The sequence below is a fragment of the Rhizobium jaguaris genome (assembly GCF_003627755.1).
In the GTDB taxonomy this organism is placed as follows: domain Bacteria; phylum Pseudomonadota; class Alphaproteobacteria; order Rhizobiales; family Rhizobiaceae; genus Rhizobium; species Rhizobium jaguaris.
Genome location: NZ_CP032694.1, coordinates 3,671,388 through 3,687,019, shown reverse-complemented (window position 1 = coordinate 3,687,019; position 15,632 = coordinate 3,671,388). Strand labels below are relative to the sequence as shown.

Here is a 15,632-nt window from a genome sequence, read left to right as displayed (position 1 = left end):
AGGAATGCCCATTTTGACGGATAAAAACAGCGAAACCCGCTCCACGGCGATCGCCGCCGCCATCATTCTGCTGGCCGCCATGGCGCTGCTGTACCTGATGCCCAATGTCATTGTCTGGCTCGGCAATGTTTCGCCGTGGCTCGGCACCGGCTTCGGCGTCATCGTCATCCTGGCCTTTTTCTTGGTCTTCTGGCTGAGAGCCCGCTATCAGAGGCGCAAGAACCGATAATCCAACGGATCAGGTCTGCAGCGATGCACCGAGCAATATAATGCCGGTGCAGATGACCAGCAGTGCGCCAAGAATTTCGATGCCGTTGCCGACCCATGTCGAGAGCTTCGAACCGCGACCGGTGAGGTGCACGGCGGTCCCCTTGGCGAAGACGGCGATGATGGCGAGCAGGGAGACGGTCAATGCTGTGCCGACCGACATGGCGAGGACGGACAGCAGGCCGCCGAGATAGAGCCCGTTCAGCATCGAAAAGGTCATGACGAGCAGCGCGCCGGAACAGGGGCGCAGGCCGACGGTGATGATCGCCGACCAGGCTTCGCGGACGCTGAATTTCTCGTTCGACAGCATTTTCGGATCCGGCAGATGCGAATGGCCGCAGGCCTCGCAGAGCATGCCATTGGCCAAATCATGCGTCGGGTCGTCGCAATTATACCGGTTGCCGGTCTGCGGCGTGGCGCGGAGGCGGGAGAGTTTTTGCACAGGAGCTGAGCCGTTCGAGCCGCCTTCGAAAAGCGACATGCTGACCGGGCCGGCCGACGTCGCAAATTGCACCTGCTGGCGTTGCGGCCGGCTCTGGATCATCGAGCGCAGTTTGCGGAACAACAGCCAGCCGCCGAAGATGATCACCATGACGAAGCTGGTGATCTCCATCGCATTGGTGGCCATGGTCATAGTGATGCCCGAGCCGCGCAGGACGAAATAGGCGGCCCCGACGACGAGGACGGCGACGAGGCCCTGGATGAAGGCCGAGATGAAGGAGATGACGATGCCGCGCTTCAGCTCGATCTCGTTTGCGACCATGTAGGAAGAGATGACGGCCTTGCCATGGCCGGGGCCGGCGGCGTGAAAGATGCCGTAGGCGAAGGAGAGGCCGATCAGCGTCCAGAGCTGCCAGGGATCCTGGCGCATCGCCTCGATGGATTTGGTGAGCGCCCGATAGAAGGCCTGTTGCTCGTAGTTCACATAGAGGAAGATCGGCGCCAGCGGCCCGCCGATCGGCTGGAAGCTCGGTTCCGCCGTGCCGATGCCGAGCGGCGATCCGGTTGCATGGGCAAGGCTTGCCACTGCCAGAAAGGCGAGGGCTGCCGCCGGAAACAGCTTCGATATTCGTGACGTCAGCATTGGACGTCTATCCGCGTTGCGAAGAGCTTCGACATGGTCGTTCCCGTCGGATCGTTGAAGAAGGCATCCGTCAATGTCGCCTTGTTTTCGGCGATGACTTCGTCCGGATCAGGGCGCACGACCTTCTGCGTGCAGGCTTTGAAGGCGTCGCCTTCGGTCACCAGCTCATTGTCGCTGGGGAAATCGATCGAGGTGTAGAGTGTCGGATCGTAGATGCCGAAGCTGAGCTTGTTGCCTTTCAAAGGCATCGGCTCGGACGGCTTGACGGCGAAGAACATCAGGAGCTGGCCGTCCTTGTAGTCGACATTGATAACGTCCGGCTTGTTCACCTTGATGGCTTTGCCGTTGAACGTCAGGTTTGTGTAGTAGTCGTAGTCGGCCAGCGAATCGCGCACAGTTTTGCCGACTTCCTTGAGCTCGTCCGGGTCGAGCTTCAGATTAGTGTTCTTGTCAAAATCCATCAGCACCGAGGAGGAGAAAACCTCGTCGAAGCGCCAGACATTGCGCAGCTCCTGCACCGTGCCGTCAGCGCCCGCCAGCACTTCCAGACGCGCTTCCACGAAGATATGCGGATGTGCCGATGCCGCGACAGGCGCGAGCAACAGGCCTCCGGCCAGGCCGGCAACATGTACAGGGGTGGATTTTCTCATGCGTCCGATGTGCTTCGTGAGCATTGATTCACTTCGATTTCTGGTCAGGAAATGAGACGGAATTGGGACCGCGGGCAGAGCTGAAATGCTTAGCCGTTCTTGCGGAACCAGTTATGCAGGTAGTCGACGAAGATGCGCACCTTGGCCGGGAGATAACGGCGGTGCGGGTAGACAGCGTAAATGCCGCGGTCGGTGGGGAGATAGTCGTTGAACAGCGTCAGCAGTTGCCCGCTTTCGATCGCCTTGCGGCCGATGAAGTCCGGAACGACAGCGATGCCGAGGCCGGCGAGGGCAGCTCGCAGCGTGGCATGCGGGCTGTTGACTTCGAGCGTGCCGTTGATGGCGACGTTGAACGTGGTGCTGTCGGCGTCGACGAAACGAATACTGCCTTGCGATCGGTTGTTGGAGTCGATGATGAAAGGCACGTGCGTAAGATCGGCTGGACGTTCCAAGGCGGGGTAGCGGTTGAGGAATTCCTGCGTTGCGCAAAGATGGACGCGGAAGTCCGAGATCTTGCGAGCGATCATGCCGGAGTCTTCGAGCTTGGTAATGCGCACGGCGACGTCGAAGCCTTCCTCGATCAGATCGACGAATCGGTCATCGGCGGCGATCTCCAGCGCGAGATCGGGATTTTCCTTGGCGAAGTCGATCAAGGATTGCCCGACATCGGCATCGACGAAGGTGCGCGGCACGGAGATACGCAGACGGCCCTTTAGCTGCTGATTGCTCTCGCGCACGAGGTCGGCAAGATTGTCGATTTCTTTCAATATGTCGGAAGCTGTGCGATAGTAGGTGTGGCCCGCTTCTGTCATCGAGAATTGCCGGGTCGTGCGATTGAGCAGGAGAGCGCCAAGCTCATCCTCGAGTTCACGGACATACTTGGAAAGCAGCGCCTTGGAACGTCCGGTTTTCCTGGCGGCCGCGGAAAAACCTTCCGCTTCGACCACGTCGATAAAGGCGCGAATCCGGGTCAAAGTGTCCATGGCGAAGCCCTCGTTAACTGTCGCAAGTTATTGAACAAAATGCGCTGATTTGTTCAATTATTTTTTTCGGGCATTGGCGAAAAAAATTCTTGATTATTACGGCGAATATTCTTATCTCGGGTTCAGCCCAAAGTCGCACGTGCCCGTGGGTGTCCGCCGATCCTCGATGTGGTGAGAAAATCGGTAAGGTACCTGGAATTAACCCCTCCAGTCGCTATTCCGGCCAACCGGAAAATGCGAGGACATCTGAAGCAACGACGGTGCGGGCCTTTTTGTTCTCTCCCGGCTTTCCATCAGCCGGGGTTACTGAAGAGGCACACCTTCATTGCCGGAAGTGCGGTTGGGATTTTCCCTCCAATCCATGGCAGACAAAGCCGAATCCGCGCTGCGTTCGTAGCACTGGTTCATTATCTGCGCTTCGCGCGTTTGCACGGTTCCGGGGTCTCCACCGGCTGGTACCTAAGCGAATGAGCGTCGCCCTTTGTCCTCTGGGTTTTCCCCGGAGCTTTTGGAATTGAAAAGGGAATTGACATGACCACGCAACGTATTCGCGACTTTCTCGCTACCCGACGTCCGGACGGTCCCTGCCTGGTGGTTGATCTCGATGTCGTCCGCGACAATTTTCACGCCTTCCGTCACGCCATGCCGGACAGCGCCATCTACTATGCTGTCAAGGCCAACCCTGCTCCAGAAGTACTGCGCCTGCTCGCTGGTCTCGGCTCCAACTTCGATTGCGCGTCCGTCGCTGAAATCGAAATGGCGCTAGATGCCGGTGCGACGGCTGCCCGCATCTCCTTCGGCAACACGATCAAGAAGGAGCGCGATATCGCTCGTGCACACGCACTCGGTATCAACCTCTTCGCCGTCGACAGCCACGAAGAAGTCGAGAAGATTTCCCGTGCCGCTCCCGGCGCCCGTGTGTTCTGCCGCGTGCTGACGGATGGCGAAGGCGCCGAATGGCCGCTGTCCCGTAAGTTCGGCTGCGTCCCGCAGATGGCTGTCGACGTTCTCGTCTACGCCCATCAGCTGGGTCTGGAATCCTACGGCGTGTCTTTCCACGTCGGCTCGCAGATGACCAAGGTCGATGCCTGGGATGCTGCTCTTGCCGATGCCAAGCGCGTCTTCGTCTCGCTGGCCAAGCAGGGCATCCACCTGCAGATGGTCAACATGGGCGGTGGTTTCCCGACTAAGTACCTGCGCGACGTTCCGTCGGCTGAAGCCTACGGCAAGGCGATCTTCGCGTCTCTGCGTGCCCATTTCGGCAACCAGATCCCGCACACGATCATCGAGCCAGGCCGCGGCATGGTCGGCAACGCCGGTGTGATCAAGGCTGAAGTCGTCCTGATTTCCAAGAAGTCGGACAACGATGCCGCTCGCTGGGTCTTCCTCGATATCGGCAAGTTCGGCGGTCTCGCCGAAACCATGGACGAGGCGATCCGCTACCCGATCCGCACGGAGCGCGACGGCGACGACATGGAACCCTGCGTCATCGCCGGCCCGACCTGCGATTCGGCCGACGTGCTGTATGAAAAGAACCTCTATCCGTTGCCGGTGACGCTCACGATCGGCGACGAGGTCCTGATCGAAGGCACTGGTGCCTATACGACGACCTATTCGGCTGTCGCTTTCAACGGGTTCGACCCTCTGAAGGCTTACGTTATCTAAGGTTTGTCCTCGCCGCCCCCGTAGTTAGCTGGGGCGGCACCTTCACAATAGTTCGTCACCACCGCTGATAACGGTATTGGGCACGGGAGGCCGAGATGGCCGCTGTTCTTGATTCTGTACGCGCATTCTTTGCGCCTTCCACTTTCACCCTCGACCTGGAAAATGCAGGCGATGTCGTTGCGCGCGAAAATCTGTTGGATCGCGTCATGGGCGCCGATCGCCGCAAGAAGTCGTCTGAAAAGCTCCGCCGCGGCCGCGTTCCGGCAGAGGGCTTGGCGCTTGTCGCCCGCGATCGCGCCGGCCATGTCATCGGCACCGTTCGTCTGTGGAACATCGAGGCCGGCGTCGACCGGGAAACCCGCCCGGTCGACGCGCTGCTGCTTGGCCCGCTGGCTATCGATGGTGCCCACGCAGGCAAGGGCGTCGGCTCGGCGCTGATGCGCGCCGCAGTCCTCGAAGCCAAGAAGCGCGGCCATGGCGCCATCCTGCTGGTGGGCGATGCGCCTTACTACGAGCGTTTCGGCTTCTTCGCCGAAAAGACCCGCCACCTCGTCATGCCAGGCCCGTTCCAGCGCAACCGTTTCCTGGCGCTGGAGCTCAAGGATGGCTGGCTGAATGGTGCTGCCGGCATGATCGTCGCCAGCGGACGCAAGCTGGGTCAGCCTCCGATCGCCATGGCTGCTTGATCTCTTCCTTCTCCTCTCGGGGAGAAGGTGCTCGATGCGCCGGAAGTCGTCTCAATTGAGCGCTTCCGGTTAAGAGAACCGCAATAGCGCCAATGTAGTTTCGGCACCCACAAGGTTTGACAGGGGCGACGTCAACATGGTGCTGGATCTACGGACGATTTACGTTGTCTGTGCCGTCGCTTGCCTGGTGCTCGGCTGCGTGCAGCTGCTGGCCTATGCAACGGGGCGTTTCGAGCGTTGGCCGCTCTGGTGGGGTATCAGCAATCTGCTGCTTGGTTTTGGCAGTTTCGGCGTTGCATTGCGCGATATTGTCCCCGATTTCGTTTCGGTTGGTCCAGCGAACAGCCTGACACTTGCTGGCTATGTGGCTCTTCTCATCGCCATTCGCGTGTTTGCCGCCGAACGCGTCAATCTCCTCTATTACGGCGTCTTCATCATTCTCGCCTCTTCGCCGACCTTCTTGGTCTTCAGCGATGGCGCCAGCTACCTGCTGCGCATTGCCTATTTCTCCGCCATCTTCTGTTGTTGTGATGTCGCCATTATGCGCCAGGGTCTGCGGCTGGTTCGACGAGAAAAACTGGTATCCGGTTGGATTCTCGTCGGCCTCTTCGCGCCGACTGCACTGATTTTTGCAGGACGGTCGACCCTGGCACTGATAGGTCGGCTGGATGGCGATGGCCTGTTTGACAAGGCCGGCCCGGATCAATGGCTGGCGCTCACGGCTGCCGTCTTCATCTGCCTGCGCGGCATAACCATCGTCCTGATGGCCTCGGAGCGCAGCCGCAACAAGCTCATCGAACTTGCCCACCACGATCCGCTGACCGGCGCGATGAACCGAAGCGGGCTTGCCGATGCCTTCGGGCGGCTAGAGGCAATGCAGCGGGCGGGAACGGCGGCGCCTCTTTCCGTCTTCCTGATCGACATCGACCACTTCAAGACCCTCAATGATACGCATGGCCACGCAGTCGGCGACAGGATCCTTCTGCTGTTCGTGCAGGCGGCGAGGACGCAGCTTGGCGCCGGCGATATCGTGGCGCGACAGGGCGGTGATGAATTCGTCGTGGTGCTCGAAAGCACTGCAATCGATGCGGCCGTGCATATTGCCGAGCGCATCCGTGCCGCCTTCCACGAGGCTGTGCAGCGTGAGGCTGGTTTGCGTGTCCTGCCGACGCTGTCGATCGGCATTACCGAAGGGCGGGCAGGGCGGGACGGTCTCGGGGCTTTGCTGCAAGGGGCCGATGAAGCGGTTTATAGGGCCAAGCGCGACGGCCGCGATCGCGTCGAGGTCCGTCCGCCAGTGCCGGAAGACGCAGCCGTAGAAGCGGCGTAGAGCGGTTCAGCTTTTCAAAGAGACACAGACCGCTTTATCTCTTTTTGCAATTCCGGACGGAAAGCCGCGGCGCACAATTCCTGGAATTGCCCTAGTTCGCCGCCTTCGCCCCATCCTTCGCCGGGTCGTAACCGTCCGTCAGCGTCTTCAGAAACGCGACGACATCGGCGATTTCCGTATCGTTCAGAGCCGGCGCATCGCCGAGCTTGCGGTTCATCGGCGCGTCGATGACGTCGATATTGGCCTGATATTGCTCCGGCATGTCGTTGTATTTCAGGACCTTGCCGTTCGTGTCCTTGGGATAGATCTCCGCCGGATTGGTATCGCGCTTGACGTAGAAGCGGGTGACGTCCTCCAGCGAGTGGTAGACGCCATTGTGGAAGAAGACGCGGCGCGTGGCGACATTGCGTAACGTCGGTGTCTTGAACAGTCCGCAATTCTGTGGCTGAGCGGAATAGGCGTCATGGCGCAGCGGGCCGCAGATGCCGGTGTCGTAATAATGCGGGTCGGCATTGGCCGGAATGTCCGGATTGCGCGGTGCGCCAAGCGCCTCGAATTCAAAATCGGTGAAGTTCGGCATGCGGCCGTCATCGGTCATCTTGTCGAGATGGCAGGAGGCGCAATTGCCCTTGTTAGGATCGTCGAACAGTTTCAGCCCGCGCATTTCGGCGTCTGATAGCATCGCCTTGCCGCGCAGATAATAGTCGTATTTGCTTGAATAGGGGTGGAAGGACGGCTCCTCGATCTGGTAGCGCGCGAGCGCGAAACCGGCCTCGGCGATCGTCATGTCCTGATCGTTGAGAACATTGTTGCCGAAAAGGGCGCCGATGTCCTTGCCGTAACCCTGCCTCAGCTTGGCATAGACTGCGGCGGCATCGGCATTGGCCATCTCGAAAGGCGAGATCATCGGCTGCAGCGCCTGTTCTTCGAGCGAATCGACGCGGCCATCCCAGAACATGCCGCCCTGCGGCACCAGATCGGGTGCATTCGAACCGGCCTTGACGACGGCCTGCGCCGTCAGTGGCCCGGTGACGGTCGTCGCGGCACTCGCAAGCGCTACACCAGATGCCTCGGTCATCGGTGCCGCCTCCGCTGCCTCGTCGGCAGCACTTTCCGCGCCGACAGAGAAGGAAGGCGTCGACATCTTATAGGCGAGACTCGGGACAGCGCGGATGCCCGGCTGGTCGAGATGCGGTCCCCCCAATTGCACGGCGCGATCATTAGCCGGCGCATAGTGATTGTTGGGATCGTGGCAGGTTGCGCAGGACATCTGGCCACCGCCGGACAGCGATGGGTCGTGGAACAGCTTCTGCCCGAGCTGGGCGACGGCGCTCAGCGGCGCCGTATCGTCATAGGTATCTGCAGCGGCCTTGGCGGTGGGTTCGCTTGCCAAGCCGATGGTCGCCCCCGCGAGCGATAGGCCCGCGAGTGCGATCAGGGGGAGGAAACGGTGCTTCGTGTTCAAGGACATTTTCCATCCCCCATTCTTGGCTTAGGAGGCGCTGTTGCCGGTCTTCGTATCGAGAATCAGCTTCTGCGTATCGCCCTTCGACCAGTCGAACATGTTGTTCAGCGAGCCGGAGATGGCATCGAACGAGCCGCCGCCGAGGCGTTCGCCGCCCATCCAGTTGTCTTCGATGAAACGCATCACCGAGGTCTGGTCGGTCAAAGTATGGTCGACGAAGTTGACCTTGGAGTAGGGCGAGATGACCAGCAGCGGCTGGCGCGTGCCATAGCCGCAGCGGCCTTGCGCCGGCTGACCGTTGACGCCCGGCAGCGGCGTGCCGTTCGAGCAGCTATCGCCAGTCAGCACGTCATAACCCTTGACGCCGAGCTTCGACGGATTGACGACGGCATGTGCGTGGTCATACCAGCCATCGGAATCGTCGTAGAGCACGATGATGGCGGTGTCCTTCCAGTCCGGCGAATTCTGGACGGTGTTGACCACCTGCGTTACGAACTCCTGCTCGTCGAGCGGATCGGAATAACCGGCATGGCCATCCTGATAGGCCGGTGCCTTCAGGAAGCTGACGGTCGGCATGCTGCCGTTCTTCAGGGCCGCGTAGAAGTCCGTCATGTCGTACTGGTGGTTGGCTGCATCGGTGGTGCCGATTGCAGCGATCGAGGACGGACGCGCGTGCGTCGGGTTGGCGGTCGAGGCGTAGTACTGGAACGGCTCGTGATGGGGAATGTAGTCGGCGCTGTTGACCTGGGTGACGGTCGAGGTCGTGGCGCGCTTGCAGCCGGTCGTGCCGTCGGCATTGGTCTGCGTCAGATCGAAGCCGCCTTCGAAGAAGCCCCAGGTGATCTTGTGTTCGTTCAGCATGTCGCCGATGTTCTTGCCGTACATCAGCGCTGTCTGGCCGGCCGAGCAGGCATCGCCGGTCGGGTCGAAGTCGCTGATCACGGTCCAGCCGCCGTTGCCGTCAGGTACGATGCGGCCCTTTGAATAGGTGCCGTCCTTCTCCAGCGCATAGCCGGGCGGCAGGATGGCGCCGTTGGTCTGGCCGGAGATGAGGTTCAGCGCGCCAGGGGTCGACGGTCCAAAATTGGTGGAGAAGGAATTGTCGTTCATCGCGTAGCGCTGGGCGTAGTTCCAGAGTGCCGTGACGGTGTTGCCGTCATAGTAGCCCATGACCTGGCCCTTGGTGCCGAAAGCGCCGGCGGCACCCTTGGTGCCCTTGCCGGTATTGGCCGGGAAAAGGTCCATCGCAAAATTGTTGTAGGCGGCCTGCTCGGCGGTATAGCCGTGGTTCTGCGACTGTGCGGCTGCTTGCGTGCGATCGAGGCGGAAGGGGGCAGCGGCATCGGCGCCGTTGGCCGTATTCGTCTTGTTCGGGTTGTTGTCGATGAGACCGGCATGGGCGAGCGTGTTGATGTCGGTCGGCGTGTTGTCGGCGGCCTTGAATGCCGGCTCGCCGTCGACGTTTGCGGCCTTGGGGTAGGTCGCGAAATAATGGTCGAAGGAAACGTTTTCCTGGAACACGACGACCAGATGTTTGATCGGCGTCGCGGTATTCGTCGGCGCCATATCGGCGGCACCAGCGGTGGAACAGAGCGAAATCAAAGTGAGCGCACTGCCGGCAGCGAGGGCGGCGCGACGCGAAAGACAGATCATAGTCATATCCTCTCGAGTGGGGGTCCGCGCCCCGACGCTTAAAATGCGCCGCGCCGAGGCGGAGGGAACAATGCCGGGCTACCAAGCGTATATGACAGTTCCGTGAAGGTGAATGCCGGAAGAAGGATGTGTTGTCTATGAGGAACGCAACTAAAGGGTTGTTTTTGCTGACATGAAAGAGGAGGTCGCCGGCAGGTGCCGCGGACACGCGTAGCCTGCTACCTTATGTCACGGGGCACACCCGTTAGCTAGATATTCTGATCCATCGTCTCGGCCGGAATCTCGTCGGCGCGATGGATGCGGACGACCGTCGCGGGAACGCCGGCGACGGTGCAATGGGCCGGGACCGGCTTCACCACAACGCTGCCGGCCGCGACTTTGCTGAAGGCGCCGACTTCGATGTTGCCGAGGATCTTTGCGCCGGCGCCGATCATCACGCCGTGACGGATCTTCGGGTGCCGGTCACCGGTTTCCTTGCCGGTGCCGCCGAGCGTGACGTTCTGCAGGATCGAGACTTCATCCTCGATGACGGCGGTCTCGCCGATGACGATACCAGAGCCGTGATCGAGCATGATGGACGAGCCGATCTTTGCGGCCGGATGGATATCCGGACCGAAGACGAGTGAGGCAAGATTGGAAAGCCAGCTAGCGATTTCCGGCCGGCCCTCCGACCACAGTGCATGGGCGATGCGGTGGGTCTGCAGCGCGTGGAAGCCCTTGAGGTTCAGCAGCGCATGCAGATAGGTCGTGCAGGCGGGATCGCGCGTGCGGACGGCGGCGAGATCCGCTTCTGTCTGCTTCAGGATTGCGGCGTGCCGCGTCAGCACATCATGAAACAGGGCGAAAAGAGCATCGGTTTCGATGCCAGCAACGGAAAGCCGGGCGACCAGGACATTGGCGAGGCTTTCAGCATCGGTCTGCGTCGCAATGACCTGTGCGGAGAGCAACGGACGTAGCGTCGGTTCGCGGCCGGCGAGATCGACGGCCTCATGGCGGATCACGTCCCAGACCCTGCCGGCAGCGGCAACAGAATGTCCGGCGATTGCCGTTCCTGTCTGGGACATGACTATTTCTTTCTGATCAAGCGGAAACGTCAACCACGCCGCAATCGCCGGCCTCGGAGGCAAAGGCGAGCAGCTTGCCGGATTTGCTCCAGCTCATCGAGGTGATCGCACCTTTGCCCGGGCGGCGCAAGAGCGCTTCCTTGGCGTCGCCGATGCGCACGGCCAGGATCATTCCATCGATGAAGCCGATTGCCAGGATATCCTCCACCGGATGGAACTTGACCGAGGTCGCCATGATGTTGGCGCGGGTCCCGAGCTCCAGCGGTGCCTTGCCCATCGGGCCGTCCTTGCCCTGAAACGGCCAGACGATCGCCGCCGGTGCGCCGGAGGAGGCGAGCCACTTGCCCTTGTTGGACCAGGAGAGCGATTTTACCTTGGCGGGATACCCCGTCATGCGCATGTGTCGGGCCTCGGCGCCGGGCTTCGTGTCCATCTTCCAGCCATGCAAGGCGTTTTCCTGCATGGTGGTGACGACGAACTGACCGTCCGGCGAGAAGGTGACGCCGGTGTGGGCGCCCTTCCATTCGAGATTGATCGGCTGAGCGGTCATGCCAACCCAATGCAACGAAACGCCGTTGTAGCGCGCGACCGCGATGCGCAGGCCTTTGGGCGCGAAGGCGATGCCCTCGACGGTTCGCTCCTCGGTAAATTCCTTGGTCGAGCCATCGGCGAGCCGCACGAAGCTGCTTTTCCCGTATGCGTAAGCGACCGTGCCCTGCGGGCCGGCGGCGAGCTGGGTGATCCATTTGCGTGGTGCTTCCGCAAGCACGGCAACGCCGCCGTCAGCAGCGATCCGGAGAACCTTGCCGTCCTCGCCGCCGGAAATCAGGCTGTCGCTATGGGGATCGCGAATGCAGGTGAGCATGCCCTGATGGGCTTCCGTCACCTTCTCGCCGCCATCCAACCGATGGATCGCGCCGGCAGCGCTGGCGAAGAAGGGGGTGTCACCTAAAAATTCGACGGCCAGAACGTGGCCGTCGATATCAAGCGGAGCGACAGTCGACATCAGGCGGCCGCCTCGCAGGCCTTGAAGCTCTTTTCGAGTTTTTCACGGTCAAGCTCGCGGCCGATGAAGACCAGGCGGCTCTCATGCTTTTCGCCGTCCTTCCAGGGACGCTGATGATCGCCTTCGATGATCATGTGGACACCCTGGACGACATAGCGCTCCGCGTCGCCCTTGAAGGCTATGATGCCCTTGAGGCGCAGAATGTTCGGGCCATCGGTCTGGGTGACCTTCTGGATCCACGGGAAGAAGCGTTCCGGGTTCATCTCGCCGCCGCGCAGTGAAACCGACTGCACGGTCACGTCGTGAATTGGCGACGGGCCATGGCGATGATGATCATGGTGGTGATGATCGTGATCATGGTCGTGGTCATGATGATGGTGGTCATGGTCATGGTGATCGCAATCCGGGCCGCAGACATGATCTTCATGGCCATGCTCGAGGAAATGCGGATCGTTCTCGAGCGCGCGCTCGAGGTTGAAGGCGCCCTGGTTCAGAACGCGGGCAAGATCGACGCCAGAGCGGGTGGTCTTGTAGACGCGGGCGGCCGGGTTGATGGCGCGGACGATGTCTTCGATCTGAGCCAGCTCTTCCGGAGAGACGAGATCGGACTTGTTGATGACGACGACGTCGGCAAAAGCGATCTGGTCTTCGGCCTCGCGGCTGTCCTTCAGGCGCAGCGGCAGGTGTTTGGCGTCGACAAGCGCAACGACGGCGTCGAGTTCGGTTTTGGCTCGGACATCGTCATCCATGAAGAAGGTCTGGGCGACGGGAACCGGATCGGCAAGACCGGTGGTCTCGACGATGATGCCGTCGAAACGGCCGGGACGGCGCATCAGGCCCTCGACGACGCGGATCAGGTCGCCGCGCACCGTGCAACAGACACAGCCATTGTTCATCTCGTAGATTTCTTCATCCGATTCGACGATCAGATCGTTGTCGATGCCGATCTCGCCGAACTCGTTGACGATGACGGCGTATTTCTTGCCGTGGTTTTCAGAGAGAATACGATTGAGCAGCGTCGTCTTGCCGGCGCCGAGATAGCCCGTCAGAACGGTGACGGGAATGGGCTTTTGCGTGGCTGTTTCGGTCATGGGAGCCTCGAAATAAGGGAGTTTGCCCCGGAGAGCGGAAAGTAATCGAGCTCCATATAAGGAGTTGGCGGCGCCAGTTCAAAGGCTTTTGTATGTTATAAGATCACATTAGGTTTGGGACGGCGGGTTCGATGTGGTTCAGCCTAATGCCTCGACATCAAACCCATCGACATCCCTGAGCAATTCCACCAATCCCTTCACCGCATGGGCGATCAGCCGCTCTCCCTTCTCCGCCGTTGCAGCACCGGCGTTGCCGGCTACACCCTCTGTGCTAAGGTCAGACATCTTCCAGCCGAAAGCATGGGGACCATAAGCGCGCAGATGCTTGAAGCGTCTGATGAAATCGGATTGCCGCGAAGGAAAATCCGCGGCCTTGGTCATGTCGACTTTCTCTGGGTAAAGCGCCAGCATCACCGACGTCTCGATATCGCCGCCGTGGATATCGATGGCCTTGTTGTCCGGCGCGATCAGCCCTTCCGGCACGCCGAAACGCGTCCAACTGGTCGCGACCGCCAGCATGTCGAAGCGAACACGCGCTTCCGTCGCCACGATGGTCATCAAGGGCGAGTTGCCGCCATGGGCGTTCAGCATGACGAATTTGCGGATGCCGAGATGGTGCTGGTTTTCGGCAATACCCATCCAGCGATTGACGGCTTCGTCGAAGGCAAGTGTCCTGGTGCCGGCGATATCCATATGCTCGATCGAGTAGCCGACCGGCTCGACGGGCAGAAAAGTGACGGGCAAATCGGCTGGCAGCGCAGACTTCAGGCGGGTCACGATGCCTTCGGCAATCAACGTGTCGGTTTCGAAAGGCAAATGGGGGCCGTGCTGCTCGTGGGCACCAAGTGGCAGGACGGCGATCCAGTTTGCCCGGTCTATTGGCGTCAGCGTCCTATCATTGTCATCGAAACGCGGCATAGGCTGTGCCATCTGTGGATGTGCCTCTTGTTTATGTCAATAACCTGCGCAATGTCATATCGTGATGCTGACGCGGCGGAAAGATCAACGGAATCACGATGGGTAAGAAGAACAAGGACGGGAAAAAAGGTAAGTCGGGTAAAAAGAAGGACCACGGCGAATACACGCTTGCCGATTTGTCGCCTGCATTGACGCAGGCGGCGCGGTCGATGCGCACGGTTCTGACCCGCAACCTGACGGCCAGCGGCCTTTACGCAGGGCAGGATGGTGTCATCCTTGCGCTCGCGGCGAGCGACGGCCTGCCGGCGGGAACGCTGGCGCAGAAACTCGGCGTCAAGGCGCCGACGATGACCCGCACGATCGGCCGCATGGAGGCGCAGGGCTTTGTCGAGCGACGACCGGATGCCGCTGACGCTCGGTTGACCAAGGTCTATCTCACCGAGGCCGGGCGCAATAGCGTCACCGAGATCACAAGCTCGGCGGCTGCTTGCGACGAACTCGCCACCCGGGGCTTTTCGGAGAAGGATGTCCGCTCGCTCGTGCGCCTGCTAAAGGCGATCGACGGCAATCTTCAGGCCGGCGACCATGACGAAGATGATGGGGAATTCTGAGAATCCTCGCGGATTCGAGTTGCACGGCGCGATTTAAGCTTTTAATTAAAGTTTTTAAATTCCGGAATCGTGAGACGACGGAATGGCATATTTGGCTGCGTTTCACGAGGAGGGGAGCGCATGGCGCAAAAGATAAAGCTTTCGACCATTGCGGAAACGCTGGGCATTTCAACGGCAACCGTATCCCTTGCCCTACGTGACAGCCCGCTGGTGGCGGCGAATACACGCGAGAAAATCAAGGATCAGGCGCGCACGCTCGGTTATATCTACAATCGCCGCGCGGCAAGCCTCAGGACATCGCGATCGGGGATCATCGGCGTCGTCGTCCACGACATCATGAACCCGTTTTATGGCGAGATCCTCAAGGCGATTGAAAGCGAGCTCGACCGCAGCCGCCACACTTTCATTCTCTCCAACCATTACGATTCGGTCGAGAAGCAGCGGACCTTTGTCGAAACCCTGTTGCAGCTCGGCGGCGACGGCATCATCATGTCACCGGCGATCGGCACGCCGGCTGAAGATTTCGATCTGGCGGAGGAAAATGGCATGCCTGCCATCCTCGTCGCACGTTCGATGGAGGGGCTGGATCTGCCGACCTTTCGCGGCGACGACAGCTACGGCATTTCGCTGGCAACGAATCACCTGATCAGCCTCGGCCACCGCACCATCGCGATGATCGGCGGCACGGACCAGACCTCGACCGGTCGTGATCGCTATCAGGGTTATGTGAACGCCTTGCGCAAGGCGGGCATCGAGGTCGATCCCGATCTGCGCATTCCCGGCGCTCGTTCCAAGCAGGGCGGTTTCGAGGCGGCGGTGCATCTTCTGTCATTGCCGCAGAAGCCGACGGCGGCCGTCTGCTGGAACGATCTCGTGGCGATCGGTTTGATGAACGGCATTTCCCGCGCCGGCCTCGTGCCGGGCAAGGATATTTCGGTCACCGGCTATGACGATCTGGAGGAGGCGGCGATCGCGACGCCGGCGCTGACGACGGTATGGAACGGCCAGGCCGAGGTCGGAAGGCTTGCGGCGCGCGCGCTTTTGGATAGGCTGGCGGGCAGCCATGAGCCGGATGGTATTCACCTTATCAAGCCGGAAATGCGCATCCGTCAATCGACGTCTCCCTATCAAGCGCGCCAGTAGCGCCGAACCGCGTCTT

General features: G+C 60.5%; 15 protein-coding genes. 6 read left to right on the top strand and 9 right to left on the bottom strand.

The features are described 5' to 3' along the window. Positions 1 to 13 precede the first annotated feature (13 nt). Positions 14 to 229, top strand: a complete 216-nt coding sequence (locus tag CCGE525_RS17980; protein ID WP_205587403.1) for a hypothetical protein — start codon at positions 14 to 16, stop codon at positions 227 to 229. A 9-nt stretch (positions 230 to 238) separates the two neighbouring features. Here the strand turns inward: CCGE525_RS17980 and CCGE525_RS17975 are convergent, their stop codons facing one another. The 3 genes from CCGE525_RS17975 to CCGE525_RS17965 all read right to left on the bottom strand — a co-directional run bounded on the left by CCGE525_RS17975 (position 239) and on the right by CCGE525_RS17965 (position 2,984). After that, positions 239 to 1,351 carry a nickel/cobalt transporter gene (locus CCGE525_RS17975; RefSeq protein WP_120705468.1) on the bottom strand — a complete coding sequence of 371 codons (1,113 nt, stop codon included), beginning with the start codon at positions 1,349 to 1,351 and terminating at the stop codon, positions 239 to 241. Continuing rightward, positions 1,345 to 2,001, bottom strand: coding sequence for a DUF1007 family protein (locus CCGE525_RS17970; protein WP_162950214.1), 657 nt, complete (start codon positions 1,999 to 2,001; stop codon positions 1,345 to 1,347). The genes CCGE525_RS17975 and CCGE525_RS17970 overlap by 7 nt, the downstream gene beginning before the upstream one ends. Before the next feature lie 89 nt (positions 2,002 to 2,090). After that, complete coding sequence (locus CCGE525_RS17965; protein WP_120705466.1) at positions 2,091 to 2,984, bottom strand: LysR family transcriptional regulator; 894 nt, start codon at positions 2,982 to 2,984, stop codon at positions 2,091 to 2,093. 531 nt (positions 2,985 to 3,515) lie between these two features. Between CCGE525_RS17965 and odc2 the strand changes: the two genes are divergently transcribed. The 3 genes from odc2 to CCGE525_RS17950 all read left to right on the top strand — a co-directional run bounded on the left by odc2 (position 3,516) and on the right by CCGE525_RS17950 (position 6,665). Further along, complete coding sequence (gene odc2, locus CCGE525_RS17960) at positions 3,516 to 4,649, top strand: ornithine/lysine decarboxylase (RefSeq protein WP_120705465.1); 1,134 nt, start codon at positions 3,516 to 3,518, stop codon at positions 4,647 to 4,649. 95 nt (positions 4,650 to 4,744) lie between these two features. Beyond that, positions 4,745 to 5,335 (top strand): GNAT family N-acetyltransferase, encoded by a 591-nt coding sequence (locus CCGE525_RS17955; protein ID WP_120705464.1) that lies wholly within the window; start codon positions 4,745 to 4,747, stop codon positions 5,333 to 5,335. 136 nt (positions 5,336 to 5,471) lie between these two features. Beyond that, a complete protein-coding gene (locus tag CCGE525_RS17950) occupies positions 5,472 to 6,665 on the top strand; it encodes a GGDEF domain-containing protein (RefSeq protein ID WP_120705463.1) in 1,194 nt (397 codons plus the stop codon). Between the two features lie 91 nt (positions 6,666 to 6,756). Here the strand turns inward: CCGE525_RS17950 and CCGE525_RS17945 are convergent, their stop codons facing one another. From CCGE525_RS17945 to CCGE525_RS17920, 6 genes are all read right to left on the bottom strand, one after another. Then, the gene (locus CCGE525_RS17945; protein ID WP_120705462.1) at positions 6,757 to 8,136 is read right to left on the bottom strand and encodes a cytochrome-c peroxidase; all 1,380 of its coding nucleotides are present in this window, start codon (positions 8,134 to 8,136) and stop codon (positions 6,757 to 6,759) included. A gap of 21 nt (positions 8,137 to 8,157) precedes the next feature. Next, on the bottom strand, positions 8,158 to 9,783 hold the full coding sequence (locus CCGE525_RS17940) for a phospholipase C (protein ID WP_120705461.1): 1,626 nt from the start codon (positions 9,781 to 9,783) through the stop codon (positions 8,158 to 8,160). 248 nt (positions 9,784 to 10,031) lie between these two features. After that, positions 10,032 to 10,847, bottom strand: coding sequence for a serine O-acetyltransferase (cysE, locus tag CCGE525_RS17935; RefSeq protein ID WP_120705460.1), 816 nt, complete (start codon positions 10,845 to 10,847; stop codon positions 10,032 to 10,034). Positions 10,848 to 10,863: 16 nt separating this feature from the next. Further along, on the bottom strand, positions 10,864 to 11,853 hold the full coding sequence (locus CCGE525_RS17930; RefSeq protein ID WP_120705459.1) for a WD40 repeat domain-containing protein: 990 nt from the start codon (positions 11,851 to 11,853) through the stop codon (positions 10,864 to 10,866). After that, positions 11,853 to 12,944 (bottom strand): CobW family GTP-binding protein, encoded by a 1,092-nt coding sequence (locus CCGE525_RS17925; protein ID WP_120705458.1) that lies wholly within the window; start codon positions 12,942 to 12,944, stop codon positions 11,853 to 11,855. The genes CCGE525_RS17930 and CCGE525_RS17925 overlap by 1 nt, the downstream gene beginning before the upstream one ends. A gap of 138 nt (positions 12,945 to 13,082) precedes the next feature. Continuing rightward, positions 13,083 to 13,874 (bottom strand): creatininase family protein, encoded by a 792-nt coding sequence (locus tag CCGE525_RS17920; RefSeq protein ID WP_120705457.1) that lies wholly within the window; start codon positions 13,872 to 13,874, stop codon positions 13,083 to 13,085. A gap of 86 nt (positions 13,875 to 13,960) precedes the next feature. On the opposite strand from CCGE525_RS17920, the gene CCGE525_RS17915 reads away from it, so the two are divergent. Next, positions 13,961 to 14,473 carry a MarR family winged helix-turn-helix transcriptional regulator gene (locus CCGE525_RS17915; RefSeq protein WP_120705456.1) on the top strand — a complete coding sequence of 171 codons (513 nt, stop codon included), beginning with the start codon at positions 13,961 to 13,963 and terminating at the stop codon, positions 14,471 to 14,473. Between the two features lie 120 nt (positions 14,474 to 14,593). Next, the gene (locus CCGE525_RS17910; protein WP_120705455.1) at positions 14,594 to 15,616 is read left to right on the top strand and encodes a LacI family DNA-binding transcriptional regulator; all 1,023 of its coding nucleotides are present in this window, start codon (positions 14,594 to 14,596) and stop codon (positions 15,614 to 15,616) included. Positions 15,617 to 15,632: the final 16 nt, after the last annotated feature.

Coding starts and splice junctions, on each gene's coding strand:
- CCGE525_RS17975 (WP_120705468.1), bottom strand. CDS start 1,351: ATGCTGACGTCACGAATATCGAAGCTGTTTCCGGCGGCAGCCCTCGCC.
- CCGE525_RS17970 (WP_162950214.1), bottom strand. CDS start 2,001: ATGAGAAAATCCACCCCTGTACATGTTGCCGGCCTGGCCGGAGGCCTG.
- CCGE525_RS17965 (WP_120705466.1), bottom strand. CDS start 2,984: ATGGACACTTTGACCCGGATTCGCGCCTTTATCGACGTGGTCGAAGCG.
- odc2 (WP_120705465.1), top strand. CDS start 3,516: ATGACCACGCAACGTATTCGCGACTTTCTCGCTACCCGACGTCCGGAC.
- CCGE525_RS17955 (WP_120705464.1), top strand. CDS start 4,745: ATGGCCGCTGTTCTTGATTCTGTACGCGCATTCTTTGCGCCTTCCACT.
- CCGE525_RS17950 (WP_120705463.1), top strand. CDS start 5,472: ATGGTGCTGGATCTACGGACGATTTACGTTGTCTGTGCCGTCGCTTGC.
- CCGE525_RS17945 (WP_120705462.1), bottom strand. CDS start 8,136: ATGTCCTTGAACACGAAGCACCGTTTCCTCCCCCTGATCGCACTCGCG.
- CCGE525_RS17940 (WP_120705461.1), bottom strand. CDS start 9,783: ATGATCTGTCTTTCGCGTCGCGCCGCCCTCGCTGCCGGCAGTGCGCTC.
- cysE (WP_120705460.1), bottom strand. CDS start 10,847: ATGTCCCAGACAGGAACGGCAATCGCCGGACATTCTGTTGCCGCTGCC.
- CCGE525_RS17930 (WP_120705459.1), bottom strand. CDS start 11,853: ATGTCGACTGTCGCTCCGCTTGATATCGACGGCCACGTTCTGGCCGTC.
- CCGE525_RS17925 (WP_120705458.1), bottom strand. CDS start 12,944: ATGACCGAAACAGCCACGCAAAAGCCCATTCCCGTCACCGTTCTGACG.
- CCGE525_RS17920 (WP_120705457.1), bottom strand. CDS start 13,874: ATGGCACAGCCTATGCCGCGTTTCGATGACAATGATAGGACGCTGACG.
- CCGE525_RS17915 (WP_120705456.1), top strand. CDS start 13,961: ATGGGTAAGAAGAACAAGGACGGGAAAAAAGGTAAGTCGGGTAAAAAG.
- CCGE525_RS17910 (WP_120705455.1), top strand. CDS start 14,594: ATGGCGCAAAAGATAAAGCTTTCGACCATTGCGGAAACGCTGGGCATT.